25 protein-coding genes are annotated in these 26,234 nt (G+C 62.9%); 21 read left to right on the forward strand and 4 right to left on the reverse strand.

Features of this window, described 5'->3' with window-relative positions:
- Window position 1 precedes the first annotated feature (1 nt).
- From narI to CRO23_RS09755, 11 genes are all read left to right on the forward strand, one after another.
- Window positions 2-679 carry a respiratory nitrate reductase subunit gamma gene (narI, locus tag CRO23_RS09705; RefSeq protein WP_033640058.1) on the forward strand — a complete coding sequence of 226 codons (678 nt, stop codon included), beginning with the start codon at window positions 2-4 and terminating at the stop codon, window positions 677-679.
- 273 nt (window positions 680-952) lie between these two features.
- Entirely contained in the window at window positions 953-1,960 is a 1,008-nt protein-coding gene (locus CRO23_RS09710; RefSeq protein WP_097101865.1) for a 3-oxoacyl-[acyl-carrier-protein] synthase III C-terminal domain-containing protein, read from the forward strand.
- A complete protein-coding gene (locus tag CRO23_RS09715; protein WP_097101867.1) occupies window positions 1,957-2,973 on the forward strand; it encodes an NAD-dependent epimerase/dehydratase family protein in 1,017 nt (338 codons plus the stop codon). The genes CRO23_RS09710 and CRO23_RS09715 overlap by 4 nt, the downstream gene beginning before the upstream one ends.
- Complete coding sequence (locus CRO23_RS09720; RefSeq protein ID WP_049299153.1) at window positions 2,966-3,772, forward strand: MBL fold metallo-hydrolase; 807 nt, start codon at window positions 2,966-2,968, stop codon at window positions 3,770-3,772. The genes CRO23_RS09715 and CRO23_RS09720 overlap by 8 nt, the downstream gene beginning before the upstream one ends.
- Window positions 3,769-5,055, forward strand: coding sequence for a F390 synthetase-related protein (locus CRO23_RS09725; protein ID WP_033640061.1), 1,287 nt, complete (start codon window positions 3,769-3,771; stop codon window positions 5,053-5,055). Before CRO23_RS09720 ends, CRO23_RS09725 begins: the two co-directional genes overlap by 4 nt.
- Window positions 5,052-5,669, forward strand: a complete 618-nt coding sequence (locus CRO23_RS09730) for a phosphatase PAP2 family protein (protein WP_049299154.1) — start codon at window positions 5,052-5,054, stop codon at window positions 5,667-5,669. The genes CRO23_RS09725 and CRO23_RS09730 overlap by 4 nt, the downstream gene beginning before the upstream one ends.
- Window positions 5,666-6,799 carry a sterol desaturase family protein gene (locus CRO23_RS09735; RefSeq protein ID WP_016927369.1) on the forward strand — a complete coding sequence of 378 codons (1,134 nt, stop codon included), beginning with the start codon at window positions 5,666-5,668 and terminating at the stop codon, window positions 6,797-6,799. Before CRO23_RS09730 ends, CRO23_RS09735 begins: the two co-directional genes overlap by 4 nt.
- A complete protein-coding gene (locus tag CRO23_RS09740) occupies window positions 6,792-7,874 on the forward strand; it encodes a fatty acid desaturase family protein (RefSeq protein ID WP_097101869.1) in 1,083 nt (360 codons plus the stop codon). Before CRO23_RS09735 ends, CRO23_RS09740 begins: the two co-directional genes overlap by 8 nt.
- Window positions 7,871-8,956, forward strand: a complete 1,086-nt coding sequence (locus CRO23_RS09745; RefSeq protein WP_097101870.1) for an acyl-CoA desaturase — start codon at window positions 7,871-7,873, stop codon at window positions 8,954-8,956. The genes CRO23_RS09740 and CRO23_RS09745 overlap by 4 nt, the downstream gene beginning before the upstream one ends.
- Before the next feature lie 106 nt (window positions 8,957-9,062).
- The gene (locus tag CRO23_RS09750; protein WP_004934623.1) at window positions 9,063-9,287 is read left to right on the forward strand and encodes a hypothetical protein; all 225 of its coding nucleotides are present in this window, start codon (window positions 9,063-9,065) and stop codon (window positions 9,285-9,287) included.
- On the forward strand, window positions 9,284-9,550 hold the full coding sequence (locus CRO23_RS09755) for a hypothetical protein (protein ID WP_033632804.1): 267 nt from the start codon (window positions 9,284-9,286) through the stop codon (window positions 9,548-9,550). Before CRO23_RS09750 ends, CRO23_RS09755 begins: the two co-directional genes overlap by 4 nt.
- Window positions 9,551-9,559: 9 nt before the next feature.
- Here CRO23_RS09755 and CRO23_RS09760 read toward each other — a convergent pair whose 3' ends face one another.
- The 3 genes from CRO23_RS09760 to CRO23_RS09770 are packed head-to-tail and all read right to left on the reverse strand — an operon-like array spanning window position 9,560 to window position 12,137.
- Window positions 9,560-9,712 (reverse strand): DUF2474 domain-containing protein, encoded by a 153-nt coding sequence (locus CRO23_RS09760; RefSeq protein WP_004934619.1) that lies wholly within the window; start codon window positions 9,710-9,712, stop codon window positions 9,560-9,562.
- Window positions 9,713-9,726: 14 nt separating this feature from the next.
- Entirely contained in the window at window positions 9,727-10,734 is a 1,008-nt protein-coding gene (cydB, locus tag CRO23_RS09765) for a cytochrome d ubiquinol oxidase subunit II (protein WP_016927375.1), read from the reverse strand.
- Between the two features lie 2 nt (window positions 10,735-10,736).
- On the reverse strand, window positions 10,737-12,137 hold the full coding sequence (locus tag CRO23_RS09770; RefSeq protein ID WP_016927376.1) for a cytochrome ubiquinol oxidase subunit I: 1,401 nt from the start codon (window positions 12,135-12,137) through the stop codon (window positions 10,737-10,739).
- 144 nt (window positions 12,138-12,281) lie between these two features.
- Between CRO23_RS09770 and CRO23_RS09775 the strand changes: the two genes are divergently transcribed.
- From CRO23_RS09775 to CRO23_RS09800, 6 genes are all read left to right on the forward strand, one after another.
- A complete protein-coding gene (locus tag CRO23_RS09775; protein ID WP_004934613.1) occupies window positions 12,282-13,700 on the forward strand; it encodes an aminotransferase-like domain-containing protein in 1,419 nt (472 codons plus the stop codon).
- A gap of 187 nt (window positions 13,701-13,887) precedes the next feature.
- Window positions 13,888-15,543, forward strand: a complete 1,656-nt coding sequence (locus CRO23_RS09780) for an ABC transporter substrate-binding protein (protein ID WP_441347588.1) — start codon at window positions 13,888-13,890, stop codon at window positions 15,541-15,543.
- Between the two features lie 48 nt (window positions 15,544-15,591).
- A complete protein-coding gene (locus CRO23_RS09785; protein WP_004934604.1) occupies window positions 15,592-16,548 on the forward strand; it encodes an ABC transporter permease in 957 nt (318 codons plus the stop codon).
- A 4-nt stretch (window positions 16,549-16,552) separates the two neighbouring features.
- A complete protein-coding gene (gene opp4C / locus CRO23_RS09790) occupies window positions 16,553-17,485 on the forward strand; it encodes an oligopeptide ABC transporter permease (RefSeq protein ID WP_097101874.1) in 933 nt (310 codons plus the stop codon).
- Window positions 17,482-18,468 carry an ABC transporter ATP-binding protein gene (locus tag CRO23_RS09795; RefSeq protein WP_016927380.1) on the forward strand — a complete coding sequence of 329 codons (987 nt, stop codon included), beginning with the start codon at window positions 17,482-17,484 and terminating at the stop codon, window positions 18,466-18,468. Before opp4C ends, CRO23_RS09795 begins: the two co-directional genes overlap by 4 nt.
- Window positions 18,458-19,426, forward strand: coding sequence for an ABC transporter ATP-binding protein (locus CRO23_RS09800; RefSeq protein ID WP_097101876.1), 969 nt, complete (start codon window positions 18,458-18,460; stop codon window positions 19,424-19,426). The genes CRO23_RS09795 and CRO23_RS09800 overlap by 11 nt, the downstream gene beginning before the upstream one ends.
- Window positions 19,427-19,428: 2 nt before the next feature.
- Here CRO23_RS09800 and CRO23_RS09805 read toward each other — a convergent pair whose 3' ends face one another.
- Window positions 19,429-20,403, reverse strand: coding sequence for an alpha/beta hydrolase (locus CRO23_RS09805; RefSeq protein WP_016927382.1), 975 nt, complete (start codon window positions 20,401-20,403; stop codon window positions 19,429-19,431).
- 658 nt (window positions 20,404-21,061) lie between these two features.
- On the opposite strand from CRO23_RS09805, the gene CRO23_RS09810 reads away from it, so the two are divergent.
- From CRO23_RS09810 to astB, 4 genes are read left to right on the forward strand one after another with little or no spacing between them, the layout of a single operon-like run.
- On the forward strand, window positions 21,062-22,276 hold the full coding sequence (locus CRO23_RS09810; RefSeq protein WP_015378175.1) for an aspartate aminotransferase family protein: 1,215 nt from the start codon (window positions 21,062-21,064) through the stop codon (window positions 22,274-22,276).
- Between the two features lie 52 nt (window positions 22,277-22,328).
- A complete protein-coding gene (astA, locus tag CRO23_RS09815; RefSeq protein ID WP_004934585.1) occupies window positions 22,329-23,363 on the forward strand; it encodes an arginine N-succinyltransferase in 1,035 nt (344 codons plus the stop codon).
- Window positions 23,363-24,835: a succinylglutamate-semialdehyde dehydrogenase gene (astD, locus tag CRO23_RS09820; RefSeq protein ID WP_079451584.1), complete on the forward strand. Its 1,473-nt coding sequence runs from the start codon at window positions 23,363-23,365 to the stop codon at window positions 24,833-24,835. Before astA ends, astD begins: the two co-directional genes overlap by 1 nt.
- A 52-nt stretch (window positions 24,836-24,887) precedes the next feature.
- A complete protein-coding gene (gene astB, locus CRO23_RS09825) occupies window positions 24,888-26,228 on the forward strand; it encodes an N-succinylarginine dihydrolase (protein ID WP_049299161.1) in 1,341 nt (446 codons plus the stop codon).
- The last annotated feature ends 6 nt before the right edge of the window (window positions 26,229-26,234 follow it).

The raw sequence follows: 26,234 nt of genomic DNA on the forward strand, positions 1-26,234 counted from the left end.
CATGCAATTTTTGAATCAGTTCTTCTTCGATATCTACCCTTATCTGGCCGGCGCAGTGTTCCTGATCGGCAGCTGGCTGCGTTACGACTACGGGCAGTACAGCTGGCGCGCCGGCTCCAGCCAGATGCTGGATAAAAAGGGCATGCGGCTGGCGTCCAACCTGTTCCACATCGGCATTATCGGCATCTTCGCGGGCCACTTCCTCGGCATGCTGACGCCGCACTGGATGTATGAGGCCTTCCTGCCGATCGACGTGAAGCAGAAGCTGGCGATGATCGCCGGCGGCGCCTGCGGCCTGATGACGCTGATCGGCGGCGCGCTGTTGCTGAAGCGCCGGTTGACCAACCCGCGGGTACGCGCCACCAGCAGCTTCGCCGACATCATGATCCTGACGTTGTTGGTGGTGCAGGTGTGTCTGGGGCTGCTGACCATTCCGTTCTCCGCCCAGCATATGGACGGCAGCGAAATGATGAAGCTGGTGGCCTGGGCGCAGGCGGTAGTGACCTTCCACGCCGGCGCCTCTGCGCACCTGGCAGGGGTGGCGATTATCTTTAAACTGCACATGGTGCTGGGCATGACGCTGTTCGTGCTGTTCCCGTTCTGCCGCCTGGTGCATATCTGGAGCGCGCCGGTAGAGTACCTGACCCGCCGTTATCAACTGGTGCGCAACCGCCGCTGAGCCTGACCCCGCCGCCGCCGATCGCCAGCGGCGGCGCTATTCCGATAATTCCCCCGCCGTCTGCCCATTCTCGCCGCCTTGTCGTAAACTCACTATCTCAGTTATGTTACGCTTATGCTTCCGCCGACGGACGTCGGCCCGTGGTAGCCGATAACAAGAGATACCGCCTTGATGAAAGGCTTTTTGGGACATAAAAACCGGGGATGATCCGCGTGGCCTTCGTGCCGTGCGGGAGAATCGCTTTATGGATAGTCAGGTTAATCAATAACAATAATGACCACACAATGTCGCTCACCCGAGCTGTTGCCTCTGAAAATCATCGCCACCGGGGCCGCATTGCCGCCCAACCGCGTGGCCTCCTCTACGCTCGACGCTCGCCTGGGGAAACCGGCCGGTTACGTTGAAAAACGCTCGGGCATCGTTTACCGCTATCACGCCGCCGACGACGCCAGCCAGGCCGAGCTCGCCGCCGCTTCGCTGCAAGATGCGCTGGCTCGCCGCGCCATTCCGGCAGACTCGATCGATCTGCTGATCTCCGCCTCGGCGATTTCGGTGCAGGCATTGCCGTGCACCGCCGCGCATATTCTCAAGGTGGCGGGGCTGGCGGCGGGCACGCCAGGCTTCGACATCAACAGCAGCTGCGTCAGCTTTATCTCTGCGCTGCAGGTGGCGGCGGGGCTGCTGAACGCCGGAACGTATCGGCGTATTGCCATCGTCTCAGCGGATCTCGCTTCACGCGGCATCGACTGGCAGCATGAAGAGTCGTCGCTGATCTTCGGCGACGGCGCCGCCTGCGCTATCGTAGAGCGCGGCGACGGCGCCAGCGGCATCCTCGCCAGCCTGGTGGAAACCTACCCCGGCGGCAGCGAACTTTGCGAGATCCGCGCCGGCGGCACGCGCCGCAACCCGCGCGCCGGCATGTGCGAGCAAGACTTCCTGTTTCATATGCAGGGCAAGCCGCTGTTCCGTCAGGCGTCGGCGCTGATTGAGGGCTACCTCGATCGGCTGCTGAGCGCCAGCGGCTTGACCCTGGCGCAGATCGCCACCGTGGTGCCACACCAGGCCAGCCATTTGTCGCTCGAACACATGCGCAAGCGGCTGCACGTTTCGAGCGAGGCGCTGGTAGATATCTACCGCCACCACGGCAACCAGGTGGCGGCGTCCATCCCGACGGCGCTGCATGCCGCCGTGACCACCGGGCGCTTCAACCCCGGCCAGCCGGTGATGCTGATCGGCACCGCCGCGGGGCTGGCGTTGGCCGGCATGGTGTTGCTGCCATGAGGGTGCTGGTCACCGGGGCGACCAGCGGGCTGGGGCGCAACGCGGCGCAGTGGCTGCTGGAAGCCGGACATCAGGTGCGAGCCACCGGCCGCGATGAACGGGCCGGCGAAGCGTTGCGTCAGCTGGGCGCCGAGTTTTGTGCGCTCGATCTGGCGCAGGTGACGCCGCAGCAGTGCCGGCAGTTGGTGACCGACTGCGAGTGGGTGTGGCACTGCGCGGCCAAGTCTTCCCCCTGGGGCGGCAAAGCGGAGTTTCACCGCATCAACGCCGCGGCGACGGAGAAGCTGGCGGAGGCGGCGGGGCGCTGCGGCGTGCGGCGCTTCGTGCATATCTCCACGCCGGCAATCTACTTCGATTTTCAGCCGCATTACGATCTTGACGAGGGTTACCGCGCCCGGCGCTTCGCCAATCACTATGCCGCCAGCAAGCACGCCGCCGAACAACGCCTGTTGGCGCAGGCGAAGATCTATCCGCAAACCACCTACATTATGCTGCGACCACGCGGCCTGTTTGGCCCGCACGATCGGGTGATCGTGCCGCGGCTGTTGCAGCAGCTCGAACGCGATCGCGGCGTATTGCGATTGCCCGGCGGCGGACAAGCGCTGCTGGATCTGACCTTTGCCCCCAACGTGGTGCACGCGATGGATCTGGCCAGTCGGCAGCGCGGATTGCCGTCCGGCGCCGTGTACAACATCACCAACCACCAACCGCAGCGGCTGGCGGAGATGCTGGATGCGCTGCTGCGTCAGGAGCTGGGGCTGAGTTACCGGCTGCAGGCCGTGCCCTATCCGCTGCTGCATACGCTGGCCGGCGGCATGGAGCTGTGGGCGACGCTGAGCGGCAAGGAACCGCTGCTGACGCGCTACAGCGTGGCGGCGGTGCATTTTGACATGACGCTGAACCAGACTCGTGCGATCGAAGAGTTGGGCTATCGGCCGCGTTATTCGATGGAAGAGGGCATTCGTCTGACCGGCGAGTGGCTGCGGCGGCAAGGAGGCGGACAGCATGGCTAAGGTCACCGTTTTTGACGTGGGCTATTGCACGCATATCGGCTGCATGGCGCTGCGCGGCGCCGGGTTCCGGGTATGCAAATTCCCGGCGCGCGCCTATCTGCTGGAGGTGGGGGAGCGCCGCTGGTTGTGGGATACCGGCTACGCGCGTTATTTTCAGCAGCACACGCAGTCGGGGGTGTTCAGCCTTTATCGCCGCATGACGCCGGTCTATTTCGATCCCGCCGAGTCGCTGGCGCACCAACTGCGCGAAGCCGGTTACGCCGAGGGCGATATTCAGGCGCTGATCGTCTCGCATTTTCACGCGGACCACATCGCCGGGCTGCAGGATTTCAGCCAACTCGACTTTATTTGCTCCGGCGAAGGCTGGCGGCAAACCCGTGGATTGCGCGGTTTCGCGGCGCTGAAGCGCGCCTTTATTCCCGGCCTGATCCCGGCGGATTTCGAGAGCCGCCTGCAGTTTATGGAGGCTTTTCCCTCGGTGGCGTTGCCCGCGCTGCTGGCGCCGTTCGATCGCGGTTACGCGCTGCCGGGCAGCGAAGGGCAGATCGTGTTGGTGCCGCTGCCGGGGCATGCGGCCGGCCATATCGGCGCCTTTATTCTCACCGACGCCGGCTGGACGCTGCTGGCCAGCGACGCCGCCTGGTCGCCGCAGAGTTACCAGACGCTGCGCGGGCCTTCGCGCCTGGCCAATCTGGTGATGGACGATGCGGCGGCGTACACCCGCACGCTGGAGCGGCTCAACCAGCTGTGGGCGGGCGGGCAGGTCAACATTTTGCTGTGCCACGAGGGGGATCTGTGATCCCTTTCATGACCCTTTGGCACTATTTCCGCGCCCGGCGCCTGCGCTTTGGCGATCGTGCGGCGCTGGAGGCGCATCAGGCCCGGCAGCTTGAGAGCTTTGCCCGCCGGGTGCTGAGCAAGAGCCCCTATTTTCAGCGTTTCAGCCGCCGGCCGTTCGCCGAATGGCCGCAGATGGACAAGGCGCTGATGATGGCGCAGTTCGACCGGATGAACACCGCCGGGCTGCAGCGCGATGCGGTGCTGGCCTGCGCGCAGCGCAGCGAGGCGGATCGCGATTTCACGCCGAAGATCGGGCGCTACAGCGTCGGATTGTCGTCCGGTACCTCCGGGCAGCGCGGCGTGTTTGTCGTCAGCCCGCGCGAGCAGCAGGTGTGGGCCGGCGGCATGCTGGCGAAGATGCTGCCGGACGGGCTGTTGGCCGGCGAGCGCGTTGCGCTGTTTCTGCGGGCGGACAATAATCTCTATCACAGCGTGAACAACCGTTGGCTGAGCCTGGCGTTTTACGATCTGCTTGCGCCGTTCAGCGAGCATTTGCCCGCATTGGAACGGCAGGCGCCCAGCATCATCGTGGCCCCGGCGCAGGTGCTGCGCGCCTTGGCGCTGGCGGTGCTGGCCGGGCAGGTGAAATTGCCGGTCAAAAAAGCGATCTCGGTGGCCGAGGTGTTGGAAGAGCAGGACCGCCGCCTGCTGCTGCAGGTATTTCCGGCGGTCGGCGAAGTGTATCAGGCCACCGAAGGATTTCTTGCCGCAACCTGCGCGCACGGTACGCTGCATCTGAACGAAGAGTTTTTGCATATCGAACCGCAGTGGATCGACGAACGGCGTTTTACGCCGTTGATCACCGACTTTACCCGCAGCACGCAGCCGATCGTGCGTTATCGGCTGGACGATGTACTGGTGCTGCGCAAGGAACCCTGCCCGTGCGGGCAACCGACGCGGGCGATCGCCCGTATCGAGGGGCGGCGCGACGATCAACTGATGCTGCCCGATGCGCAGCGGCAACCGCAGGCGGTGTTCGCCGATGCCTGCAGCCGAACGATCGCCAATGCGCTGCCGCTGACCAGCGATTACCGCCTGATCCAGCGCGGCGAACGGCGGTTGGAATTGATTGCCGATTGCAGCCCGGCGGCGTTGGCGCATTGTCAGGCGCAGCTGATCGCGCTGTTCGCTCGCCAGGGCATCGCCACTGAGCGCCTCGAATGGCGGCTGACGGCGCAGACGGTACTGCCGCAGTTCGATCGCAAGCGGCGGCGCATCGTTCGCCAGGCGGAGGAAACATGAAAAATACGCTGTTCAGACTAGGACACATGTTGCTCGGCTGGGGCACGGTCGGGGTGGTGTATAGCCTGACCGATCGCTTGCAGGGAGCGGGAACCTTGCTGCCGCCGTCGGCGCTTGACCGGGCGATCCCGTTCAGCCCCACGGCCATCTGGCTCTATCTCTCTTTCTTCCTCATCGTTCCGGCGGGTTATCTGCTGGCGCCGCTGCAGCGGGTCACATGGCTGACGCGGGCGATGCAGCTCACCGCGCTGGGCGCCGGGGCGGTTTATCTGCTGTGGCCGACCACCATGGCTTATCCGCAGAACGATGGCGTCGGGATCAGCGCGCAACTGCTGGCGGCGTTAACCCAGGTGGACTCGCCGCAGAACTGCCTGCCTTCGCTGCATATGGCGCTGACGGTGCTGGCGGTGTGGGCGCTGAGCGACGGCGAGCGCAAAGTGCGCACGGCGCTGTGGATGCTGTGGGGCGTGGCGATCGCGTTCTCGATTCTGCAACTGCGCCGGCATTTGTTTGTCGATTTGGCCGGCGGCGCGCTGCTGGCGCTGTTCGCCGGCTGGCTGGCCCTGCGCATGAACACCCTGCGCCGGCGCGCGGTTAAAGGAGAAGTGGGATGAGCGATCTGGCATTGCCGATAGTGTTCATGCTGTTCATCGTGGTGGCCGAGGCGGTGGCGCTGCAGTGGGGGCGTCGCGAGCCGGTCAACTGGCACGATCTGGTGTTCAACCTGAACTCCGGCCATATCATGCTGTGGCTGTTCCGCGGGCTGGAGATCACCTGCTACGGCTACGTGGCCGCGCATTTCAGCCTGGGGCTGCTGGACGCCTGGCCGCCGCTGTTGATGTGGCTGTTTGCTTTGCTGGCGTGGGACTTCGGTTTCTACTGGCTGCACCGTCTGCATCATCGTTTCCGCCTGCTGTGGGCGGTGCATGTGGTGCACCATCAGGGCGAGCATTTCAATCTGTCGCTGGGGGTGCGCAACTCTTGGTATTCGTCACTGACGTCCATCCCGTTCTTTTTGCTGCTGGCGCTGGCGGGCGTGCCATTGCCGGTGTTCGTCGCGGTCTCGATTTTTCACTACAGCATTCAGCTGTTCAATCACAACGCGCTGACGCCGAAGCTTGGCGTGCTGGAGAAAGTCCTGGTCACGCCGGCGCATCACCGAGTGCATCACGTCAAGGACATGGCCTATTCCAATAAGAATTTCGGCGGCAGCTTTATCTTCTGGGACAAGCTGTTCGGCACCTTCTGCCCGGCATTGCCGACCACGCCGTTCAGCTACGGCGTCAGCGGCGACAGGCCATCCGCCAACCCGTTCTGGGCGAGCAATCTGCCGTTCCTGCGCTATTTCCGTATGGCATGGCGCCCGGCGCCGGGCCGGCTACGCGACCGCCGTTCGGCGCTCAGCGTATTCAGCGGCGCCATGCTGCTGTTCTCGCTGGTGGTCGGTTACGTCTACCAATACGGTTACGGCTACGGCGACATCAGCTGGCCGCAAATGGCGCTGCTGGTGCTGCTGGCGTTGGGCTCGGTGGCGCTGGGCGGCATGACGGAAGGGCGATCTTGGGCGAGCGCCGTCTGGTTGCTGGTCGCGTTGGGCATGCCGCTGCTGTTTATCGGCTACCTCGGCTGGCCGCAGCGTTATTGGCATATCGCCATGGCCGCCGTGGCGTTGCATGCCCTGTGCGTCGCGCTGGGCTGGGGACGGGGGGCCGCACCGGCCGCCGTGGAGGAACCGCATGGCTGAAACATTGCCGCCGCTGCGTTTTCCCGCCGATGGCGAACAGGCATTCCACCGCGATCTCAAGCGCGCGGCGCACGCCTGCCTGGCGGGCGATCATCGCTATGCCGATGCCGCGCGATTGGCCAAGGCTGCGCTGTTGCTGGCGCTGTGCGCCGGGTTTTACGCGCTGAGCCTGCTGCAGCATCAGCCCTGGGCGTTTTTCCTCTGCTATTTCCTGTTCGTGGCCATGGGCATGCTGCTCAACGTCAACGTCAACCACGATGCTTCGCATAACGCCTTCTTGCGCGCGCCCTGGGCGAATCGCCTGGTGGGGCGACTGGTGACGCTGCCGCTGGGCGTCGATCCGGACTATTGGCGCACGCGGCACGTGGATTACCACCACGTCTACGCCAACGTCGAACACTACGATCTGGACACCGAAGAGAATGGCTTTTTCCGCCAGACGCCGTTCCAGCGCTGGCGACCGCATATGCGCTATCAGCATCTGTACTGGCCGCTGATCGCCGCGCTCTCCTTGCCTTACATCGCGTGGATTTTCGATTGGTCCGATCGGCTCGATAAAACGCCGCTGCGGGAAAAACGCGTGCTGGCGGAACGCGGCGGTTGGGCGTTGTTCGTGCTGAGCAAGTTGCTTCATGTGGCGCTGGTGCTGGTGGTGCCGCTGATCGTGGGCCACCAGCACGGCATCGGTTGGGGCTGGGTGTTGCTGGCCTATGCGGTCGGCCAGATGTGCGCCTCGCTGCTGGTGGTGTTCCTGCTGCTGGGCACCCACTGGGCGCAGGCCGAGTTTTACCCGGCGCCGACGGGTGACAGCATGCCGCAAGGCTGGTACCGGCACAATTTCGCCACCGCCTGCGACTGGCAACCCGAGCCGCACTGGCTGGAGCACCTGACCGGCGGGCTGAACTATCACCTGACGCATCACCTGTTCCCCGGCTGGAATCACCGCCACTACCCTGCGTTGGCCGCGGCGCTGGCGGAGGTGGCACAGCGGCACGGCATGGCGTATCGCTGCATCGGCTATCGTGAATTGCTGGCGCAACAACAGCGCTTTTTGCGCCGGATGGGGCAGCCGTGAAACCGCTGCGTCCGTTAGCCTATCGGCGCGACGACAGCGGGTTGCACCGCGCGCTGATGCAGGCCGCCCAGCACTATCTGGCGGCCAACGGCGATCACCGTTTCGCCGACGGCGGCATGTTGGCGAAGGTGGCGCTGCTGCTGGCGCTGTGTGGCCTGTGTTACGGGCTGGGCCTGCAGCAGCAGAACGGCTGGGCATTTTTCGCCTGCTATTTCGGTTTTATCTTTATCGGCATGTTCCTGACGGTGAACGTGGTGCACGACGCCTCGCACAACGCGTTTTTCCGTCGGCCCTGGGCCAACCGCGGGCTGAATGCCCTGGTGAGCGTGCCGCTGGGGCTGGATCCGGACTGCTGGCGCGTGCGGCACGTGCTGTTCCATCATGCCCATAACAACATCGAACATTACGATCCCGACATCGACGCCAATGGCGTGCTGCGGCAAACGCCGTTCCAGCGCTGGCGGCCCTTTATGCGCGCGCAGCGTTACTATTGGCCGCTGGTGGCGGCGCTGACGTTCCCGTACTACATCTGGCTGTTCGATTGGCTGGACAGGGCGGGCCGCACCCGCGTGGCGGCGCGCATGGCGCAGCAGGGCGCGCGCGGCTGGTGCGCGTTTCTGGCGGGTAAGGCGGCGCACCTGCTGCTGGCGCTGGCGATCCCGTGCTGGCTGCTGCCGCCGGCTATCGGCATCGGGCAAATTCTGCTGGTCTACTTGCTGAGCCAAATGCTTTCTTCCTTGCTGTTCGTGATGTTGATCATCGGCACCCACTGGGCCAAGGCCAACTTTTATCAGGCGCCGGCGCAGGGCGCGATGCCGCACGGCTGGTATCACCACGTGTTCGCCACCACCTTCGACTGGCTGACCCGGCCGCGCTGGCTGGGATACTGGCTCGGCGGAGCGAACCTGCATTTGACGCATCATCTGTTTCCGCACTGGAGCCACCGCCATTACCCGGCGCTGAGCCGCATCATCGGCGAGGTGGCGCCGCGTTTCGGCATCGACTACCGCCTGCTGGAACTGGAGGAGCTGCTGCGCCTGCAGCAACGTTTCCTCAGCGCGATGGGGCGCAAGCCGCGATAGCGTTGCATGCGGATTGTGCGAGGCGTTACGCAGTTCACTAATTGAACGATATTTGGCGTTCCAGTAGACTTTCCCTCGGCGAATCAACGACCACAGGAGGTGGAGTATGCGCAGCTTGCCGATTCGGTTATCCAATGAAATCGACGACAGTTTGAACGATATTGCCCGGCGTCACGGGATGGCCAAAACCGACGTCATACGCCTGGCGTTTGCTTTAATGACGATTGCCGACCGTGAGTGGATGAAACAGGATGGTTCCCGCCTCGGTATCGTGCGTGAAAGCGACGAGGGGCTGGAGGCAGTCGCCGTGGTGGTGGGGATTTTTCCATGAAGCCGCAACATGAGCGCCCGCAGCTCGATGCTGAAAGGTTATATTTGGATCCTTCGCTGGTCTTCGACGAAATGGAGCGGCTGCGCCTGGCGCGCCAGGTACTGTGCGGGATATTTGCGGTCAGCGTGGGCGTATTCGCCGCCCACGCGTATTGGGACAAAAACGAAGCGCTCGGTCAAGTGTTCGAGCTGGTGAAGATCGGCGCCTTGCCGCTGGTCACGCTGGTGGTCTCTTTTTACTTTCCCAACAGCGCGTCCAGATAAGGCGCCGCGTTAATGCGACTTCATGCCCGCCGCGGTCATCAGCAGGCGGAACAGCGAGGCGACCACGAACAGCCCCAGCACGCTGGCGCTCCAGATGATCACCAGCCAACCGATGCGTTTCCACCAGGGCGCCGGAGCGGCGGCTGCCGTTTTATCTTGCATAGCGTCCTCCCTCCTCAGTGATAGCCGTGCTCATGGCTGATCTTGCCGCGGAACACATAGTAGCTCCAGAAGGTGTAGACCAGGATGATCGGGATGATGAACAGCGCGCCCACCAGCATAAAGCCGAGGCTCTGCGGCGGCGCGGCGGCGTCCCACAGGCTGATGGCCGGCGGGATCAGGTGCGGCCAGATGCTGATGCCAAGCCCGCTCAGGCCGAGGAACACCAGCAGCAGCGTCAGCATGAACGGCGAGTAGTGCGCGCCGCGTTTCACCCCGCGGTGAATGCCCCAGGCGCTGAGCAGCACCAGCAGCGGCACCGGCAGCAGCCAGAACAGGTTCGGCAGCGTAAACCAGCGGGCGGCGATTTCCGGATGGGCGATCGGCGTCCAGACACTGACCGCAGCCAGCACCAGCAACAGGATCGCCAGCAGCGGCGTCGCCAGGTGATACATGCGCGCCTGCAGATCACCGGCGGTTTTCATCACCAGCCAGGTGCAACCGAGCAGGGCGTAGGTCACCACCAGCCCCAGCCCGCAGAACAGCGCGAACGGCGTAAGCCAGTCCAGCGCGCCGCCGGCGTAGGTGCGGCCTTCGACCGGGAAGCCGTTGATCACGGCGCCCACCACCACACCCTGGCTGAAGGTGGCGAACAGTGAGCCCCAGATAAACGCCTTGTCCCAGATATGGCGCTTCTCCGGCGTCGCCTTGAAGCGAAACTCGAAGGCCACGCCGCGGAAAATCAGCCCAATCAGCATCAGCGTCAGCGGGATCGCCAGCGCGTCGAGGATCACTGAATAGGCCAGCGGGAAGGCGCCGAACAGCGCCGCGCCGCCCAGCACCAGCCAGGTCTCATTGCCGTCCCACACCGGGGCGACGGTGTTCATCATCAGATCGCGGTCGCCGCTCTCTTTCACCCACGGAAACAGGATGCCGATGCCCAGGTCGAAACCGTCCATCACCACGTACATCATGGTGCTGAACACGATGATGACAAACCAAATCAGCGGAAGATCGATACCCATGTTCAGCTCCTGTCGTCCAGAGTGTCGTTGACCGCGGACAGCGGACGCGCCGGGCGGCCCTCGGTATTGTCTTCTTGGTGTTCATGCGGCTGCGGCCCTTTGCGGATCAGGCGCATCATGTAGGAATACCCCACGCCGAACACCGAGCAGTAGACGATAATGAACGCCAGCAGGCTGATGCTCATGTGCAGATCGCCGTGCGCGGAGACCGCATCCTTGGTGCGCAGCAGGCCGTACACCACCCACGGCTGGCGGCCGATCTCGGTGGTGAACCAGCCCGCCAGCAGCGCCAGCAGTCCGGATGGACCCATCCACAGAATGAAGTACAGGAACGGGCGCGACTGATACAGCCCGCCGCGCCAGCGCAGCCACAGGCTCCACACCCCGGCCAGAATCATCAGCATGCCCAGCCCGACCATGATGCGGAACGACCAGAACACCACGGTGGAGTTGGGGCGATCTTCCGGCGGGAACGATTTGAGCGCCGGCACCTGCTCGGTCAGGCTGTGCGTCAGGATCAGGCTGCCGAGGTAGGGCACTTCCAGCTTGAAGCGGGTCTCTTCACGCTGCATGTCCGGCCAACCGACCAGGATCAGCGGCGTGGCTTCGCCCGGCGGGTTTTCCCAGTGGCCTTCGATGGCGGCGATCTTCGCCGGCTGATGTTTCAGCGTATTCAGGCCGTGCGCATCGCCGATCATCGCCTGCACCGGCGCGACGATCAGCGCCATCCACATCGCCATAGACAGCATTTTGCGCATCGCCGGGGTATCGCGGCCGCGCAGCAGATGCCAGGCGGCAGAGGCGCCGACGAAGAACGCCGAGGAGAGGAAGGCGGCGGTGGACATGTGTAACAGGCGGTACGGGAAGGACGGGTTGAAGATCACCTTCAGCCAGTCGACCGGCACCACCTGGCCATTGATGATTTCATGCCCCTGCGGCGTCTGCATCCAGCTGTTGGAGGCCAGGATCCAGAAGGTGGAGATCAGTGTGCCGAGCGCGACCATGCAGGTGGCGAAGAAGTGCAGCCCTGGGCCGACGCGGTTCCAGCCGAACAACATCACGCCGAGGAAACCGGCTTCGAGGAAGAAGGCGGTCAGCACTTCATAAGTCAGCAGCGGCCCGGTAATGCTGCCGGCAAACTCGGAGAAGAAGCTCCAGTTGGTGCCGAACTGATAGGCCATCACCAGCCCGGACACCACGCCCATGCCGAAGTTAACGGCGAAAATCTTTGACCAGAAGTGGTAAAGCTCACGGTAGGCTTCATTGTGCGTTTTCAACCATAATCCTTCCAGCACCGCCAGATAGCTGGCTAAACCGATGGTGATGGCGGGGAAAATGATATGGAAAGACACGGTGAAGGCGAACTGTATTCTGGCGAGTTCCAGTGCATCAAGACCCAGCATGGCGCCTCCTAGGGTTGAACATAAATTAACCTCTTGAGTATAGCTGTCATTTTTATGTGAAAAGCTTGGCGTTAAGTTAATCACGAAGTACAGTGACTATAATAGTGACAGTTATTTTACTTTTTCATATAACAGTTAATGGTTATGACCCGATACGAGCAGCTTGCGCAGCAGATTAGAGAACAGATCCAGAACCGGGTGTGGCGGGCGGGCGACAAGCTGCCTTCGCTGCGCGAGAGCGGCAAACGCGCCGGATTGAGCCTGATGACGGTGGTGCAGTCTTATCAACTGCTGGAGAGCCAGGGGTGGATCGTCGCCCGGCCGCAGTCGGGCTACTATGTGGCGGCGCGTCCGCAGCCGCTGCCTCAGCCTTCGCGCGGCGAGAAACTGCTGCTGAGCGAGCAGGTGGACATTAACGCCTTTATTTTCGACGTGCTGCAGGCCTGCAAGGATCCGGACATCGTGCCTTTCGGTTCGGCGTTTCCCGACGCCACGCTGTTCGCCCAGCCGAAGCTGGCGCGGGCGCTGAGCAGCGTAGCGCGCAAGTTCACGCCGCACAGTTCGCTGGCCAACCTGCCGCCGGGCAACGACGCGCTGCGGCGGCACATTGCCCAACGATATGCGCTGAGCGGCATGCAGGTTGCGCCGGACGAAATTGTCATCACCGCCGGGGCGATGGAGTCGCTCAGCCTCAGCCTGCAGGCGGTGACCCAACCTGGCGACTATGTGGCGATCGAGTCGCCGGCGTTTTACGGCGCGTTGCAGGCGCTGGAACGGCTGCGGTTGAAGGCGGTGGCGATCGCCACCCATCCGCAGGACGGCATCGATCTGGACGCGCTGCAGCAGGCGGTGGAACAGTATCCGATCAAAGCCTGCTGGTTGATGACCCACTTCCAGAACCCGCAGGGCGCCACCCTGCCGGAAGCTAACAAACAGCGTCTGGTGGCGCTGCTGCGCGAACGGCAGATCTCGCTGATCGAAGACGATGTCTACGGCGAGCTGTACTTCAGCGCCGAACGGCCATTGCCGGCCAAGGCGCTCGACAGCGGCGGCCAAATTCTGCACTGTTCGTCGTTTTCCAAATGCCTGGCGCCGGGCTTTCGCGTCGGCTGGGTGGCGGCGGGGCGTTATGCGCAGCAGATCCAGCGTTTGCAGCTGATGAGCACCGTTTCCACCAGTGTGCCGACCCAGATGGCGCTGGCGGATTATCTGCTGCACGGCGGCTACGACACCCACCTGCGGCGGTTGCGCCGCCTGCTGGCCCAGCGCCAAAGCGCGATGCGTCAGGCGATCGCCCACCATTTCCCGCCGACGGTGAAGGTCAGCCAGCCCGACGGCGGTTACTTCCTGTGGCTGGAGCTCGATCCGGCGCTGTCGTCGATGGAGCTGTACCGGCGGGCCCTTTCCCGGGGCATCAGCATCGCGCCGGGGCGCATGTTCACCACCGGCGACCATTTCAACCACTGCTTCCGTCTCAACGCCTCTTTTGAATGGAATGACCGCTTTGAAGAGGCGATAAAAACCTTAGCCAAACTTATCCGGGGGCTGGCGGCGGCCGGCTGAACCGCATTTTTCCCGCCGCTTCGCCCCAGAAAAATTCATAATGCTTTTTTCGGCAATGGAATGCCGGTTTCGTTGTTAGACAGCCCTCCAGCCGCCCATTACTCTGCGATAAATTTTGTCACATTTTTATCAACGGGTAGACGAGGGGCAGTGGGTGAGTAGAATAAAAAACAAGCTAAACAAACTGTTGCGTTATCGGTTGACGCCGCTGGCGTTGATCTGCGCGCTGGGATTGAGCGCCGGCGCGCAGGCGGAAACGCTGGCTGAAGGCATCACGCCGGCCAGCGACGTCAGCCGGGTGCCGGCCGCCGCCAAGCTGCGCAAAGACACCGTGGTGGCGGGCATCTCGGAACCGCAGGGGATTTTCAACCCGTATCTGTTCACCAACGGCTGGGACGAGAACGTGACCGACGTGATCTTCAGCCGCCTGATCGGCCTGGACAGCCAGGGCAAGCCGGAAGGGCGCCTGGCGGAATCCTGGCAGGTCAGCCCCGATAATCTGACCTATACCATCAAGCTGCGGCCGAATCTGGTCTACAGCGACGGCTCGCCGCTGAAAGCCGACGATATCGCCTTTACCCTGACGCTGCTGCACGATCCGGCCTATGACAGCGACACCGATATCACGCCGGCGCACATCCAGGGCGGCGCCGAGTATAAAAACGGTACCGCCGCCGGCATCAGCGGGCTGAAGGTGATCGACGATCGCACCATTCAGATCGTCACCACCCAACCGGGCGCGACCACGTTGCAACTGATTGGCGGGCCGGTATTGTCGCGGGCTTACTACGGCAAAGACTATCAGCGCGGCAAGCTCGACAGCGTGCGCGCTTTCAACGGCAAGCCGCTCGGCAACGGCCCCTATATTTACGACAAGTACGTGCCGGGGCAGGAGATCCGCTTCCACGCCAACCCGAACTTCTACCTCGGCCCGCCGCCGATGGCGCGCTTTATCTACCGCGTCACCAACCCGGCCACCAACTTCCAGTTGTTCCAGACCGGTGAGACCGACTACGACGCCTTTACCGCCAAGCCGGACGATATCGAACAGCTCAAGCTGCTCGGCTTCGCCAATATCAACCTTTACAGCTCAAGCGATTACAGCCGCGTTGATTTCAACCTCAGACGCCCGGCGCTGCAGGACAAGCGGGTGCGTCAGGCGCTGATTTACGGCCTGGATCGGCAAAAATTGATCGCCGTGGTGTACCAAGGGTATGGCAAGGTCGCCAACCAGCCGATTTCGCCGATCTCCTGGGCTTACGACGCCAACGGCATCAATCCTTACGCTTACGATCTCGATAAGGCCAAAAAGCTGTTGGACGAGGCTGGCTGGCAGGTGGGCGCTGACGGCATCCGGCAGAAAGACGGTAAAAAGCTGGAGCTGACGCTGCTGGTGACCAAAAAGCTGATCAACGACGCGCTGGTGCCGATCGCCAAGGATAACTACCGCCGGCTCGGCGTGGTGCTGAAACCGCAGGTATTGGATTTCAACGCGCTGCTGGCGCAGCGCAAGGCGGGCAATTACGACCTGGCGTCCCTCAGCACCAGTACGCTGAACGATCCGCACGACGGCGTGCGCGATTTCATCAGCCGCGAGAGCGAGACCGGCTACCATAACCCACAGGTGGATGCGCTGATCGCCAGGGCCAACGCCACGCTGGATATCGCCCAGCGCAAGCCGCTGTACCACCAGCTGTATCAGGCGCTGTCGGACGATCCGCCGGTGATCCTGCTCGGCAACCGCGAGATTTTGAGCGCCAGCAGCGCGCGCGTCACCGGCTTTAAACCGGATATCTATAACGGATTGGTCGGCAGCCTGCCGAACGTCAAACCGGCGCCGTAACGCCCTGACGCCGCCGCGCCATTCCGGGCGGCGGCGATGGAACCTGCGATGAGAAACTTTATCTTGCGCCGTCTGTTGCAGACTATCCCGATGCTGTTGTTGGCTTCCTTGCTGATTTTTTGCATTTTCGCCCTGGCGCCCGGCGACTTTATCGACGGCAACATCAACCTGACCGCGCAACGCGCCGCCGAGCTGCGGGCGCTGTACGGGCTGGATCAGCCGTTGTTCAGCCGCTATCTGCACTGGCTTGGCCGGCTGCTGCAGGGCGACCTCGGCTTTTCACTGCAGTACCAGATCCCGGTCAGCACGCTGCTGAACCAATACATCTGGAACTCGTTCCTGCTGGCGGCGGTGGCGATGGTGTTGTATTGGGGCATCGCGCTGGCGGTGGGGGTGATCTCGGCGATGAAACCCTATTCACTGTTCGATCATCTGATCACCGTGGCGGTGTTCGCCGCCATGTCGTTTCCGACGTTCTTCCTGTGCCTGTTGCTGATCAAATGGTTCGCCGTCGATCTGCACTGGCTGCCGGCGGGCGGCATGCTGCGCACCGGCAGCGAGGCGAGCGGGCTGGCCTGGGCGCTGGAGGTGGCGGCGCACCTGCTGTTGCCGGTGCTGGCGCTGGTGATGCTGCAGGCCGGCAGCCTGACGCGCTATTTCCGCGCCAGCATGCTGGAGGTGATCCGCATGGACTATATTCGCACCGCGCGCGCCAAAGGGCTCAGGGAGAAAACGGTGATCCTCAAACACGCGCTGCGCAATGCGCTGTTGCCGATCATCACCCTGCTGGGGTTCGAGCTGCCGGGATTGTTCTCCGGCGCGCTGATCACCGAAAAAATCTTCAACTGGCCGGGCGCCGGACATATCCATATCGATTCGCTGGCGGCGCGTGATTACCCGGTATTGATGGGGTTCACGCTGTTTCTGGCCGCCTTGACCATTCTCGGCAATCTGCTGGCGGACATTCTGTACGCCTACGCCGATCCACGCATTCGCTTGAGGTAACACGATGTTGGCTACGTTGTTTTTCGGCCGCCGTCGCCGCTGGCGCCAGGCGCAACTGTCGCCACCGCCCGCGGCGCAGGCCTGGCGACGGCTGCGCCGCCACCGGCCGGCGATGATTTCGCTGGCGTTGCTGGTGCTGTTGGCGTTGCTGTGCCTGATTGGGCCGTCGTTGTCGCCGTGGCGCGACGATGCCGGCGATGTGCTGAATATCAATCAGGCGCCCAGCGGCGCGCACTGGTTGGGCACCGACTTTCTCGGCCGCGATATCTGCACCCGGCTGCTGCTGGCGGGGCGGATATCGCTGACCATCGGCCTGGTGTCGATGCTGCTGTCGGTGACGCTGGGCTACGTGCTGGGGGCGCTTTCCGGTTATCTGGGCGGCGTGGCGGATCGGCTGATCATGCGCTTCGCCGATCTGCTGATGACCATTCCCGGCCTGCCGCTGTTGATCATCATGGGCGCGATGCTGACCGAACTCGATGTGTCGCCGGACTACCGCATCTACATGGTGATGATCATGCTGAGCCTGCTGGGCTGGCCGTCACTGGCGCGGCTGGTGCGCGGCCAGATCCTGTCGCTGCGCGAGCGGGATTTCATGTTGGCCACCGAAGTGCTGGGGCTCTCCACCCGGCGGCGCCTCTTCGGCCATCTGTTGCCCAATACCGTGCCGATTTTGGTGGTGGTCGCCACCATGGCGGTGGCCAACGCCATCCTCAGCGAGTCGGCGTTGAGCTACCTTGGGCTGGGCGTGGTGCCGCCGACGCCGTCGTGGGGCAACATGATGGACGCCGCCAACAGCCTGATCGACTTTCAGCGCCGCCCTTGGCTGTGGATGCCGCCGGGGCTGGCGATCTTCGTCACCGTGGTGGCGATCAATATCTTGGGCGACGGCCTGCGGGACGCGCTCGATCCGAAAATGAGCGGGGTAAAACGATGAGTCAACCGCTGGTGGCGTTCGACCGGCTGTCGGTGTCGTTTCAGGGCGAGCAGGGGCCGGTGCGGGCGGTGCAACAGGTCAGCCTGGAACTGCAGGCCGGGCAAACGCTGGGGATCGTCGGTGAATCGGGCTGCGGCAAAAGCGTGACCGCCATGGCGCTGATGGGGCTGTTGCCGCAGCCGCTGGCGCAGATAGACGGCGGTGAGATTCGCTTTGAAGGGCAAAACCTGCTGTCGCTGCGGGCATCCAAGATGGCGGATCTGCGCGGCAACCGGCTGGCGATGATCTTTCAAGAGCCGATGAGCGCGCTGAATCCGGTGTTGACCCTCGGCGAACAGCTGGTGGAGCCGCTGATCAGGCACTTGCTTCTGTCGCCGAAAGCGGCCTGGCGTCAGGCGATTCAACTCTTGACGGAAGTGGGGTTGGCGCGCGCGGAGGCGCTGATGCGCTGCTACCCGCATCAGCTTTCCGGCGGCATGCTGCAGCGCGTGATGATCGCTATGGCGATCGGGTGCCGCCCGGCGCTGTTGATCGCCGACGAACCGACTACGGCGCTCGACGTTACGGTGCAGGCGCAGATCCTGGCGTTGCTGCGCGAGCAGAGCCGGCGACACAACATGGCGATGATCTTGATCACCCACGATCTCGGGGTGATCGCCCAGATGGCCGATCGGCTGGCGGTGATGTACGCCGGGCGCGTCGTCGAGCAGGGAACGACCCGGGAAGTGCTGGACGAGCCGAGGCATCCCTATACGCAGGGGCTGATCGCCTCGCGGCCGGTGCCGGGGCAGCGGCGACGCCGCTTGTACTCCATTCCCGGTCAGGTGCCGGATCTGGCGCGGCTGCCGGAGCATTGCGCTTTCGCCGAGCGCTGCGCGCAGGCCTCCGCTCGCTGCCGCGACGGCATTCCGCCGCTGTACGGCTCCCGTCAGCGTCAGTCCGCCTGTTTTCTCAATGCCGGAGGGCATCCGTATGTCGACTGAACCTTTGGTGGAGGTAAAGGGGTTAAAGAAATATTTTCCGCTGCGCGACGGGCTGTTCGGGCGCACCACCGGCCAACTGAAGGCGGTGGATGATGTCAGCTTCAGCATCCGCAAGGGGCGCGTTTTCGGGCTGGTGGGCGAGTCCGGCAGCGGCAAAACCACCGTCGGCCGCACGCTGCTCGGCCTGCACGATAAAACCGCCGGCGAGGTGCTGTTCAAAGGGCAGGCGCTGGATAGCCTCAACAAAGACGCGCTGCGCGCCCTGCGGCCGAAAATGCAGCTGGTGTTTCAGGATCCGTACAGCTCGCTGAACCCGCGTCTGCGCGTGGGCGACGCCATCGGCGAAGCGCTGTTGCAGCACGGCCTGGCAAGCAAGACGGAACTGCGCGAACGGGTGCTCGATACCCTGGCGATCTGCGGGCTGTCGCCGCAGCATTACGGGCGGTTTCCACATGAGTTTTCTGGCGGCCAGCGGCAGCGCATCGGCATCGCGCGCGCGCTGATCCTGCAACCGGAATTTATCGTCGCCGATGAACCGATATCGGCGCTCGACGTGTCGATCCAGGCGCAGATCATCAATCTGTTTTCCGATTTGCAGGAACGGCAGGGGGTGACGCTGCTGTTTATTTCGCACGATCTCGGCGTGGTGGAGCATCTGTGCCAGGACGTGGCGGTGATGTATCTGGGGCAGATCGTCGAGAGCGCCGACCGCGATTCGCTGTTTCGCCAGCCGCTGCATCCCTACACGCAGGCCTTGTTGGCGGCGGTGCCGACGTTGGATGCGCAACGTTCGCCGGCGTGGGCGGCCGGCGGCGAGCCGCCGAACCCCGCCAACCCGCCGCGCGGCTGCCGCTTCCATCCCCGCTGCCCGCTGGCCACGGCGCAATGCCGTGAACAGGCGCCGCATCTGCGCAGCGTGGCTCCCAGCCATCAGGTGGCTTGCCACGTGGTTGGCTAGCGTCAGGACAGATAGTGCTTCAATGCGCGCCCGGCCTGGTGGATCGCCGAATGCACCGCCGGGACGTGGGCGAGCGGATTCAACAGGCCGTAATCGTGGATCAGGCCGTTGTAGCGGGTGGCGGTGACCTCGACGCCGGCGGCGTCAAGCAGACGCGCGTAAGCTTCCCCTTCATCGCGCAACACGTCCAGCTCGGCGGTTTGCACCAGCGCCGGCGGCAAGCCCCGCAGCTGTTCCGACGTGGCGTTGAGCGGCGAGGCGTAGATGTTTTTGCGCTGCGCCTTATCGGGCGCATAGCTGTCCCAAAACCACTTCATCATGTTGCGGGTCAGGAAATGGCCTTCGGCGAACTGATGATAGGAATCGGTATCAAAATGGGCGTGCGTGACGGGCCACAGCAGGATCTGGCAACGCAGCGCCGGTATGCCTTTCTCTTTGGCCATCAGGCTGACCACCGCCGCCATATTGCCGCCGACGCTGTTGCCGACCACCGCCAGCCGTGACCCATCGACGTTGATTTTTTCGCCGTACTCGGCCACCCATTCCGTGGCGGCATAGGCCAGATTGATCGCCTGTGGGTAATGCGCTTCCGGGGAACGGGGGTAGTTGACGAACACCGCCGCCGCGCCGGAGCTGTAAACCAGATCGCGCACCAGCCGTTCATGGGTGGGAAAATCGCCCAGCACCCAGCCGCCGCCGTGAAAGAACATGAATACCGGCAACGCCTCCTTGACCCTGGCCGGTCGCACCAGATGCAGCAGAATATCCTGGCCCTCAACGTGGATGGTTTTCTCGCTGATTTCCACCTCGCGCAGCGGCACCTCGACGCTGCGTTGCGCGTCCTCCAAAACCCTGCGCGCCTCTTTGGGCTTCATCTGCTCCATGGGTTTACCGCCGGCGGCATTCAGCGCGTCGAGAAACGCGCGGATGTCGTGTTGGGCGTGCGGCTGGCTGAGATCGACGGTTTTCTTGGGCATGGTGGCTCCTTGTGCGCAGAAGAGAAGGGGCGGTCAGGATCACAGTGTAGTCGCTGGCGTACAAAGCAGGAACCGCGGTCAACGCGGCTCCTTTTGCGCGAGCATAGCGGGTGGCGTCGCTGCCGCGTTGCACCATGCTGGCGCGCCGCCGCACCCGATGGGGGCAAAAAGTGTGATAGCGAGCAAATTGGGTGAAATTATTTTTGCGAGCCCGATCAGAAATCCTGAAGTTTTTCGTAATTGAATAGGATTTCGCACGCAATGATGATTTTAGGCCTTATTTTTTAATTTATGCATTACCAATGCATAGAAAATGAATAAATATTCACTATAAGCCGTTGTTTTAACGTAAAAAATAGCAAAATCCGGCAAAAATCCCGTTTTGGCACGATAGCTGCTCTACACTCTTTATCAAACGACATGTATTTTAACTGCTCGTTAACATTTACTCCCCGTTCAGGGACCGGATATACGCCATAAATAGTGAAAAACCGATTTTATGTAACAGATTTGTTTCTAAATCAGCGGTGAGGGACAGCATTTTCTCCGCCGCGAAAGTCGGTTTTGAACAACGGTTTTTTTGCATTGTGGCGGTCTAACCGGGCTTGAGCGGCCCTTACAGTCAAAATTCAGCCTTTGCTGAGATTATGAGGTCACTATGGAACAGCCAATCGCAGTTACCCGCCAGTCTTTCGATGACTGGATGGTCCCGGTTTATGCCCCTGCCGATTTTATTCTGGTGCGTGGCGAAGGATCGCAGGTGTGGGATCAGCAGGGTAAGTCTTACATCGATTTCGCCGGCGGCATCGCGGTTAACGCGTTGGGCCATGCGCACCCGGCGGTCAAGGCGGCGCTGGTGGAGCAGGCGGGCAAACTGTGGCATCTGGGCAATGGTTATACCAACGAACCGGTACTGCGTCTGGCCAAAAAACTGATCGACGCCACGTTCGCCGACAAGGTGTTTTTCTGTAATTCGGGTGCAGAAGCCAACGAAGCGGCGCTGAAACTGGCGCGCAAGCATGCGCACGACCAGCACGGCGCCGGTAAAGATCAGATTGTGGCGTTCAACAACGCGTTCCACGGCCGTACGCTGTTCACCGTTTCCGCCGGCGGCCAGCCGAAATATTCGCAGGATTTTGCGCCGCTGCCGGGCGGCATCACCCATACGCCGTATAACGATCTGGCCGCAGCGGCCGAGCTTATCAACGATCGCACCTGCGCGGTGATCGTCGAGCCGATCCAGGGCGAGGGCGGCGTGCTGCCGGCGGAGGCCAGTTTCCTGCAGGGGCTGCGTGAACTGTGCGATCGTCATAACGCGCTGCTGATCTTCGACGAAGTGCAGACCGGCGTCGGCCGCACCGGCCACCTGTATGCCTACATGCAGTACGGCGTGGTGCCGGACGTGCTGACGACCGCCAAAGCGCTGGGCGGCGGCTTCCCGATCGGCGCGATGCTGACCACCGATGCGCTGGCGAAAACGCTGGGCGTCGGCACCCACGGCACCACCTACGGCGGCAACCCGCTGGCGACGGCGGTGGCGGGGGAAGTGTTCTCCATCATCAACACGCCGGAAGTGCTGGAAGGCGTCAAGCAACGTCACCAGTGGTTCATCGACGGGTTGAACGACATCAACCGCCAGTACCCGATCTTCGCCGAGATCCGCGGGGGCGGTTTGCTGATCGGCTGCCAATTGAAGAAAGATTATGCCGGCAAAGCGAAGCAGATCACCCAACTGGCCAACGAAGAAGGCGTTATCGCGCTGATCGCCGGCCCGGATGTGGTGCGTTTCACGCCGTCGCTGATCATCCCTGAGCAGGATGTGAAAGAGGGGCTGGCGCGATTCGCGCGCGCCGTGGCGCGCATTTGCAGCTAATCAGCGGGCTGCGCCTTCACCGGCGCAGCCTGATTCAGAAGAGGTTCGCATTATGATGATTATTCGCCCTATAGAGCGTCGCGATCTGGCGGATTTACTGACGCTTGCCGGTAAATCCGGCATCGGTCTCACTTCACTGCCGCAGAATGAAGATACCTTGTCGGCACGCATTGAGCGGGCGTTAAAAACCTGGCAAGGCGAACTTCCGCAAAGTGACCAGTGTTATTTGTTCGTGTTGGAAGACAGCGAGCGCCGGCAGGCGGTGGGGGTCTGCGCGATCGAAGTGGCCGTCGGCCTGGCGGAACCCTGGTACAGCTTCCGCGTCGGCACGCAGGTGCACGCTTCCAAACAGCTGAACGTCTATAAATCGGTGCCGACGCTGTTCCTCAGCAACGACCATACCGGGCATTCGGAACTGTGCACGCTGTTCCTCGATCCGGATTATCGCCACGGCGAGAACGGCAAACTGCTGTCGAAGGTGCGTTTCCTGTTTATCGCCGCGTTCCGTGAACGCTTCTCCCGCCGTCTGATCGCCGAGATGCGCGGTTTCTCCGATGAAAACGGCCGTTCGCCGTTCTGGGAGAGCGTCGGCCACCGTTTCTTCTCCATCGAGTTCGCCAAGGCGGACTACCTGAGCGGCACCGGGCAAAAGGCGTTTATCGCCGAGCTGATGCCGAAACACCCGTTGTATGTCGATTTTCTGGCCGAAGATGCGCAGAAAGTGATTGGCGAAGTGCACCCGCAAACCCTGCCGGCGCGCCGGTTGCTGGAGGCGGAAGGCCTGAGCTATCAGGGCTACGTCGATATCTTCGACGGCGGTCCGACGCTGGAAGCGGAGATCGACCATATCCGCGCGGTCAAGCAGAGCCGCCTGGTGAAAGTGGTGCTGGATGACACGCCGATGCGCGCCGATGCGCCGGTGCATCTGGTGGCCAACGACAACTATCAGAATTACCGCGCACTGTTGGTCAATGCCGATCTGTATGACGACCGCCTGCATATCAACGCCGCCACCGCTGCGGCGCTGGGCGTCGAACAGGGCAGCCCGGTGCGGGTGCTCCCCCTTATTGCACAGGAGAAAGCATGATGTCCCATCCTGCTCTGTTGATTAACGGCGTCTGGCGGCAGGGCCGCGGCGCCGAGTTCGGCAAGGCCGATCCGGTCGGCAACCAGCCGCTGTGGCGCGCTAACGCCGCCGACGCCGACGACGTCGCCGCCGCCTGCGAAGCCGCGCGCGCCGCGTTCCCCGCTTGGGCGCGCACGCCGTTCGAGCAGCGCGAACTGCTGGTGAAACGCTTCGCCGCCTTGCTGGAAGAACACAAGCAGTCGCTGGCGGAAACCATCAGCCGCGAGACAGGCAAGCCGCGTTGGGAAACGCTGACTGAAATTCAGGCGATGATCGGCAAAGTGGGCATTTCGCTGCAGGCCTATCAGACGCGCACCGGTTTTAGCCAGACGGCGATGGCCGACGGCGCTTCGGTGCTGCGCCACCGTCCGCACGGCGTGCTGGCGGTGTTTGGGCCTTACAATTTTCCCGGCCATCTGCCGAACGGCCATATCGTGCCGGCGCTGTTGGCCGGTAACTGCGTGGTATTCAAACCGAGCGAGCTGACGCCGTTGACCGCCGAGGAGACCCTGAAACTGTGGCTGCGGGCCGGTCTGCCGGACGGGGTGATCAATCTGGTGCAAGGCGGCCGCGAAACCGGCGAAGCGTTGGCGGCCAGTGCGGATATCGACGGTCTGCTGTTCACCGGCAGCGCCGGCACCGGCTATCACCTGCATCGCCAATTGGCGGGGCAGCCGGAGAAGATCCTGGCGCTGGAGATGGGCGGCAACAATGCGCTGATCGTCGACGGCTTCGAGGATCGCGACGCGGCGGTCAACCTGGCTATCCAGTCGGCGTTTATCTCCGCCGGCCAACGCTGCACCTGTTCGCGTCGGATTCTGGTGAAGCAAGGGGCGGAAGGCGACGCTTTTATCGCGCGTTTGGTTCAGGTGGCGGGCGAACTGCGCGTCGGCCGTTGGGATGCCGAACCGCAGCCGTTCATGGGCGGGGTGGTGTCGGCGGCCGCGGCGGAAAACATGCTGAAAGCGCAGCAACGTTTGCTGGCGCTGGGCGGCAAATCGCTGCTGAGCATGCGTCTGCTGGAGCCGGGCAGTTCGCTGCTCAGCCCGGGCATCGTCGATCTGACCGGCGTGGCCGGCGTACCGGACGAAGAGTATTTCGGGCCGTTGACCACCATCGTGCGTTATCGCGATTTTGACGAGGCGCTGCAGCTCGCCAACCGGACACGCTACGGCCTGTCGGTGGGGCTGGTATCGCCGCAGCGCGAGCTGTTCGAGCGGCTGTTGCTGGAAGCGCGCGCCGGCATCGTCAACTGGAACAAGCCGCTGACCGGGGCGTCCAGCGCTGCGCCGTTCGGTGGCGTGGGGGCCTCCGGCAACCATCGCCCAAGCGCCTTCTATGCGGCGGACTATTGCGCCTGGCCGATGGCTTCGCTGGAAAGCGAAAGCCTGTCGCTGCCGGCCACGCTCTCGCCGGGCTTGTCGTTCCGTTAATCGTCTGCGGCGGCGCGATGGCGCTGCCGCACGCTATCCCCAGGGGATAAACATGTCAGGATATGAAGTCAATTTCGACGGTTTGGTGGGGCCGACGCACCACTATGCCGGGCTGTCGTTCGGCAACGAGGCGTCAACGCTGCATCAAAACAGCGTATCGAACCCGAAGCTGGCGGCGAAACAAGGTTTGCTGAAAATGAAGGCGCTGGCCGATCTCGGTTTCCAGCAAGGGGTCTTGCCGCCGCAGGAGCGGCCGCATTTGCCGATGCTGCGTCGCCTGGGTTTCAGCGGCAGCGATGAGGCGGTGCTGGCGCAGGCGATGCGTCAGTCGCCGCGCCTGCTGTCGGCGCTCAGCTCGGCGTCGTGCATGTGGACCGCCAATGCGGCCACCGTGTCGCCTTCGGCGGACAGCGCCGACGGCAAGGTGCACTTCACCGCCGCCAACCTGAACAACAAATTCCACCGCGCCATCGAAGCGGAGACCACCACCGCCGTATTGCGGGCGATGTTCAGCGACGATCGGCATTTCGCCCACCACGAGGCGCTGCCGCAGGTGGCGTTGTTCGGCGACGAAGGGGCGGCCAACCATAACCGTTTGGGCGGTGATTACGCCAAGCGCAGCGTGCAGGTGTTCGTCTATGGTCGTCAGGAATTCGGCGGCGAAACGGCGCCGGCGCGTTATCCGGCGCGCCAGACGCGCGAAGCCGGCGAGGCGATCGCTCGCCTGCACCAATTGGATGAACAGCATACGGTCTTCGTGCAGCAAAACCCGGCGGTGATCGATCAGGGCGTGTTCCATAACGACGTGATTGCGGTCAGCAACCAGAACGTGCTGTTCCATCATCAGCAGGCGTTTTACCGCCAGCAACAGGCGCTGGATGAAGTGCGCCGCAAGATGGCGACGCTGGACAGCGAGCTGGTGGCGATCGAAGTGCCGACAGAGCGCGTCTCGGTAGCGGACGCGGTGGCGACCTATCTGTTCAACAGCCAAATTCTTACCAAACCGAACGGCAAGATGATGATCGTCGTGCCGGAGGAGTCGCGTCAGCACGCCGGCGTGTGGCGTTACCTCAACGATATGGTCGGCAGCGGCGGCCCGATCGATGAAATCCGCGTGTTCGACCTGCGTGAAAGCATGCGCAACGGCGGCGGCCCTGCCTGCCTGCGGTTGCGGGTGGCGCTCAACGAACAAGAGCTGAGAGCGGTCAATCCGCGCGTGATGATGAACGATCGGCTGTTCGCAACATTGAACGAGTGGGTCGATCGTCATTACCGCGACCGCCTGACGCAGGATGACCTGGCCGATCCGCTGCTGCTGCGCGAAGGGCGCGAGGCGTTGGATGCGTTGACGTCGATCCTCGGTCTCGGCGCCATTTATCCGTTCCAACGCTAAGGGAGG

It is taken from the genome of Serratia sp. JKS296 (assembly GCF_900215445.1).
GTDB lineage: Bacteria > Pseudomonadota > Gammaproteobacteria > Enterobacterales > Enterobacteriaceae > Serratia > Serratia marcescens.

Bases quoted from the DNA above. Each gene is read 5' to 3' on its own strand.
- CRO23_RS09770 (WP_016927376.1), bottom strand. From the start codon at position 12,137: ATGCTGGGTCTTGATGCACTGGAACTCGCCAGAATACAGTTCGCCTTC.
- CRO23_RS09710 (WP_097101865.1), top strand. From the start codon at position 953: ATGACCACACAATGTCGCTCACCCGAGCTGTTGCCTCTGAAAATCATC.
- CRO23_RS09785 (WP_004934604.1), top strand. From the start codon at position 15,592: ATGAGAAACTTTATCTTGCGCCGTCTGTTGCAGACTATCCCGATGCTG.
- CRO23_RS09795 (WP_016927380.1), top strand. From the start codon at position 17,482: ATGAGTCAACCGCTGGTGGCGTTCGACCGGCTGTCGGTGTCGTTTCAG.
- CRO23_RS09760 (WP_004934619.1), bottom strand. From the start codon at position 9,712: ATGCAAGATAAAACGGCAGCCGCCGCTCCGGCGCCCTGGTGGAAACGC.
- CRO23_RS09715 (WP_097101867.1), top strand. From the start codon at position 1,957: ATGAGGGTGCTGGTCACCGGGGCGACCAGCGGGCTGGGGCGCAACGCG.
- CRO23_RS09755 (WP_033632804.1), top strand. From the start codon at position 9,284: ATGAAGCCGCAACATGAGCGCCCGCAGCTCGATGCTGAAAGGTTATAT.
- astA (WP_004934585.1), top strand. From the start codon at position 22,329: ATGATGATTATTCGCCCTATAGAGCGTCGCGATCTGGCGGATTTACTG.
- CRO23_RS09720 (WP_049299153.1), top strand. From the start codon at position 2,966: ATGGCTAAGGTCACCGTTTTTGACGTGGGCTATTGCACGCATATCGGC.
- CRO23_RS09740 (WP_097101869.1), top strand. From the start codon at position 6,792: ATGGCTGAAACATTGCCGCCGCTGCGTTTTCCCGCCGATGGCGAACAG.
- CRO23_RS09810 (WP_015378175.1), top strand. From the start codon at position 21,062: ATGGAACAGCCAATCGCAGTTACCCGCCAGTCTTTCGATGACTGGATG.
- cydB (WP_016927375.1), bottom strand. From the start codon at position 10,734: ATGGGTATCGATCTTCCGCTGATTTGGTTTGTCATCATCGTGTTCAGC.
- CRO23_RS09800 (WP_097101876.1), top strand. From the start codon at position 18,458: ATGTCGACTGAACCTTTGGTGGAGGTAAAGGGGTTAAAGAAATATTTT.
- CRO23_RS09735 (WP_016927369.1), top strand. From the start codon at position 5,666: ATGAGCGATCTGGCATTGCCGATAGTGTTCATGCTGTTCATCGTGGTG.
- narI (WP_033640058.1), top strand. From the start codon at position 2: ATGCAATTTTTGAATCAGTTCTTCTTCGATATCTACCCTTATCTGGCC.
- astB (WP_049299161.1), top strand. From the start codon at position 24,888: ATGTCAGGATATGAAGTCAATTTCGACGGTTTGGTGGGGCCGACGCAC.
- CRO23_RS09805 (WP_016927382.1), bottom strand. From the start codon at position 20,403: ATGCCCAAGAAAACCGTCGATCTCAGCCAGCCGCACGCCCAACACGAC.
- CRO23_RS09775 (WP_004934613.1), top strand. From the start codon at position 12,282: ATGACCCGATACGAGCAGCTTGCGCAGCAGATTAGAGAACAGATCCAG.
- opp4C (WP_097101874.1), top strand. From the start codon at position 16,553: ATGTTGGCTACGTTGTTTTTCGGCCGCCGTCGCCGCTGGCGCCAGGCG.
- CRO23_RS09750 (WP_004934623.1), top strand. From the start codon at position 9,063: ATGCGCAGCTTGCCGATTCGGTTATCCAATGAAATCGACGACAGTTTG.
- astD (WP_079451584.1), top strand. From the start codon at position 23,363: ATGTCCCATCCTGCTCTGTTGATTAACGGCGTCTGGCGGCAGGGCCGC.
- CRO23_RS09730 (WP_049299154.1), top strand. From the start codon at position 5,052: ATGAAAAATACGCTGTTCAGACTAGGACACATGTTGCTCGGCTGGGGC.